The sequence below is a fragment of the Psychrobacter sp. DAB_AL32B genome (assembly GCF_002224105.1).
In the GTDB taxonomy this organism is placed as follows: Bacteria; Pseudomonadota; Gammaproteobacteria; order Pseudomonadales; family Moraxellaceae; genus Psychrobacter.
Genome location: NZ_NEXU01000126.1, coordinates 1 through 4,163, shown reverse-complemented (window position 1 = coordinate 4,163; position 4,163 = coordinate 1). Strand labels below are relative to the sequence as shown.

Genomic DNA, 4,163 nt, shown 5'->3' with positions numbered 1-4,163 from the left:
TGCCAAACTCGCTTTACTTGACACAAATCCAAAAGCAGAAGCGGAGGAAGTTAAGCAAAGTCGTGAGCCGTTAATGGCTAGTGTGCAACAGCATGGATTGGCTGAGGTGATGGCGAATACGATCCCTAAATATTTTTCACCTGATGAAATTCTATCAACTAAGAACAACCTAGACATAATTGAGCTTTGCAACACGATGTCTCAGTCATCAGGGACAGAGGCTTATATCAACCAAAGCCTTGCTCTACGTGATAGGTACGACCAGCAAGAAACGCTAAAAAAAGTTGACGCTAATGTGCCGACTTTAATTTTATGTGGTGAGAATGATCAGCTTTGTCCAGTGGAACGCCATACTTTAATGAAATCTTTAATACCCCATGCAGACTTACAGATTATTAAGGGTGCGGGACATTTACCAACATTACAATCACCAGAGCAGACCAATTTTGCGTTGGAAAGTTGGTTATTTACGTAACTTACGCTTTAACAAAAGCAGCGAGTGTGAAACTGGCTATCTAGCTGGAATTGGCTTGTCGCTTAACTCATATGGAAATGAGAGGATAGATTTATGAATAATACCTTACTTAAGCTGTTGCAATCCGTTGATACGCCGACGGTATGTAATGCTATTGAAGTTGCTCAGGGCAAGCGAGGCTTTGATAGTTTTACACGTGGAAACATGTTGTCATCCGATCCTGATTCAAGACCAGTTGTAGGTTATGCAGTTACAGCAAAAATCAGTGCTATTGCAGAATCTACAGAACCAAAAGAGGTTATTCGCGCCAGACGTATGGATTATTATCGTGCTATGTCAGACGGTGCAAAAGGTGGTATGCCATCAGTCGCAGTAGTCGAAGATGTCGATTATCCAAACTGTATTGGTGCGTATTGGGGTGAAATTAATACGACGGTACATAAGGCATTTGGGATGAATGGGGCATTAACAAATGGCGTGATGCGTGATTTGGGTGACATGCCAGAAGACTTTACCGTTATTGCCACTTTTGTCGGTCCTAGTCATGGCTTTGTCCATGTTAAAGAAATCAATACGACAGTCGATATTATGGGTATGACGGTGGAGGCAGGAGACTTAGTACATGCTGACCGCCATGGCGCCGTAGTTATTCCTGAAAATATTATTGATAAATTAGAATCAGCCATTAACAAACTATTGAATAGCGAAAAAATCATCCTAACCCCTGCAAAACAAGAAGGCTTTGACTTTGCAGCTTTTGAGAAAGCATGGCAAGCGTTTGAAGAAGCAAGAGTTTAAATTTTATCTTAATTAATGCATAACAATTAATATTTAAAAGCCAACGCTAAAGCTTAAAAAGACCTTTATATATTAATTTAATAGAGAGAAATACTATGACAATATCAAAACGTCCAGAGCAAGGCATACTAACAAAAGATAATGATCTTAGTAAAACAGATGAAACCATAGGTGTGATTGATGCCATGGTTGACGGTTTGAACGATCACGATATTGACAATATGGGAAGATTTTTTGCCGAAAGTTTTCGCTGGATGGGTAATGCAGGATGTGGTTATAAAGAAGGCTTAGAAGAGTTTCAAGATGGTTGGCAGCGCCCATTTCAGCAGGCATTCTCTGAGAAAGTTTGTATTGATGAAGCAAGGTTAACCCAAGGCGAGTGGTGTGCAGCATTTGGTCGTCAAGAAGCAGTTCACAGCGGTGAATTTATGGGTATAGAACCCACAGGCAAAAAAATTATTATTCGCTATATGGATTTTTGGAAAGTAGAAGATGGAAAGATCGTCGATAACTACGTAATGGTAGATTTTCCTTCTATTATGATGCAGCTGGGTGTTGATCCTTTTAATGGTCATGGTTGGGAAAAGTTTGACACTAAATCAGGTGATTTAGCCCATACGCCTAAGGTAATGAAATAAATTGCTCAAGTGTGATTAATCAAAGCTTTATCTAGAAGTATTCTTGTAGGTGTAGTTATGATTATTTAACTTAGCGCTTGTTAGGTTTTTAATTATTAATATTTAAGGAATAACGCAAGGGAAAGCAGATGATAAAAAAGACAGCCGAACAACAAAATAAGTATCAAATTGAGAGGTTTAACCAAGCACTATACAATTATGATAGTGAAAAAGTGAGGTCTTTAATAGATGACATCTTTGCTGAGTCTGCTGTCATTCAGTTATCTTACCCATTAGAAACCTTAAAAAACCGTGAAGCTTTATTCACTGAAGGGTTTGAGCGATTAAAACAAGCGATCCCAGATCTAGAGCGCCGTACCTTTATTGTGATGGCTGGCAATAGTGGTAGCAGCATGGCTGGGAATGATAATAGTAATACCGACTGGGTAGGTTGTGCAGGCTATTACACAGGTACATTTATGGAAAGCTGGCTTGATATTCCTCCAACAGGACATCAAGTTACCATGCGTTTTCATGAGTTTTATCGCTTTGAAAATGGCAAAATTGTTGAAATGCAAGCACTCTGGGATATACCTGAAGTGATGCACCAAGCGGATGCATGGCCAATGGTAAAAAGCCTTGGACGTGAAGGTATCACATCAGCACCTGCTACCCTTGATGGAAACCTAGTAGGAAAAGATTATCCTGTTGAGCACAGTCAGCGTAGCCAGCAATTGGTACTTGATATGTTGAATAGTTTAGGCGAGTCTTCTACAGGTGGTGTCTCGGCCATGAAGTTAGAAAAATATTGGCATCCTCGTTGTAGTTGGTATGGACCTTCTGGTATTGGTGCCTGTCGAGGTATTGCAGGTTTTCGCAACTGGCATCAAATCCCGTTCTTAAATGCTATGCCAAACCGTAAAACTATTGAAGATAATGGTTATTTGTTTGCTGAAGGGGACTATGTCGCATTCACAGCTTGGCCCGGAATGTCAATGACCGTGTCTAACGATGGATGGCTTGGTATTGCCCCTGCAGGACAAGAAATAACGCTTCGTAGCTTAGACTTTTGGCGTTGTGAGGATGGCTTAATTCGTGAGAACTGGGTACTTGTGGATATTTTACATGCTTATAAACAAGTTGGCGTAGATGTCCTTGCTCGAATGCGCGAATTTAATAAGGCGCGCTATCGTCAATTTGACAAATAAACTTAATCTATTTGTGAATGTTCAACACGCCCTAATACTTACTTTAAATAAAGAGAGATTTATGAAAGGATTCGATGAAAAGTTCAGCGATTTTCCAGATTATATATTAAAAATTACTAATGAAATTTGGGAAAAACGTGGCTTACACACCCTACATGACTATTATGCCCCTGATATTGTTGTTAGAACGCCGTTAGGTATAGACTTCGGAAATCAAGGCGTGATAAATGCCACCATGAATGTATTAGCAGAGTTTCCTAACCGTACCTTGCTTGGTGAAGATGTCATTTGGAGCGGTACGCCAGAGACTGGCATGCTGTCTTCACACCGTATAATCACCACTGCTACGCATATTGAAACGGGTCAAAAGCTTCGCTTTCGAGTCATTGCTGACTGTCATGCAAAAAACAACCAGATTGACGATGAGTGGCTGATAAGAGATCAAGGGGCAATCGCTCGCCAAATGGGGCAAACACCTAAAGACAGGGCTCAAGAAGTTATTGAGCTGCAAGAGAAAGCTGGTATTATCAAATCACCGTTTACCCCAGATATTGATCAAGATGGTCCTTATTTAGGTCGCGGTAACGATAACTTATGGGGTGAAAAATACGCTGATATTCTAACTCGCTTAATGAATGCAGAGTTTGCTCTAATCCCACATGAGTACGATCGTTGTTGTTTGGGCGAGTATCCAGGTGGTGTTTCAGGTATATCACATGGTGATGTAGATGCTTTTTGGCTAGGATTGCGTTCGTCATTTCCTAATGCTGAATTTAAGATTCACCATCAGATTGGACGAGAAGATAAACTTATGTCACCTCGTGCAGCGATACGATGGTCATTAACTGGAAAGCATGAAGGTTATGGACATTTTGGACAACCAACTGGCGCAGATGTACATATCATGGGAGCCTGCCATGCTGAGTTTGGGCCTTGGGGACTACGCCGCGAATATGTAATGTATGATGAGGTGGCGATTTGGCAGCAGATTTTACTGGCTGAAAAATAGGTTGGCCGCTAGAAAATCTTGCCAGTGCATGCATTTAAATTATAGTTATAACACTA

General features: G+C 40.6%; 5 protein-coding genes. All 5 read left to right on the top strand.

Going from position 1 to position 4,163, the window contains the following annotated elements:
- Positions 1-475 (top strand): alpha/beta fold hydrolase (locus CAN34_RS14300; protein ID WP_165767662.1); only part of this gene is annotated, 475 nt, incomplete at its 5' end.
- A gap of 93 nt (positions 476-568) precedes the next feature.
- On the top strand, positions 569-1,273 hold the full coding sequence (locus CAN34_RS13425; protein WP_089556071.1) for an RraA family protein: 705 nt from the start codon (positions 569-571) through the stop codon (positions 1,271-1,273).
- A gap of 95 nt (positions 1,274-1,368) precedes the next feature.
- Positions 1,369-1,911 (top strand): ester cyclase, encoded by a 543-nt coding sequence (locus CAN34_RS13420; protein WP_089556070.1) that lies wholly within the window; start codon positions 1,369-1,371, stop codon positions 1,909-1,911.
- Positions 1,912-2,039: 128 nt separating this feature from the next.
- A complete protein-coding gene (locus CAN34_RS13415) occupies positions 2,040-3,098 on the top strand; it encodes an ester cyclase (protein ID WP_089556069.1) in 1,059 nt (352 codons plus the stop codon).
- A gap of 61 nt (positions 3,099-3,159) precedes the next feature.
- Entirely contained in the window at positions 3,160-4,107 is a 948-nt protein-coding gene (locus tag CAN34_RS13410) for an ester cyclase (RefSeq protein ID WP_089556068.1), read from the top strand.
- The last annotated feature ends 56 nt before the right edge of the window (positions 4,108-4,163 follow it).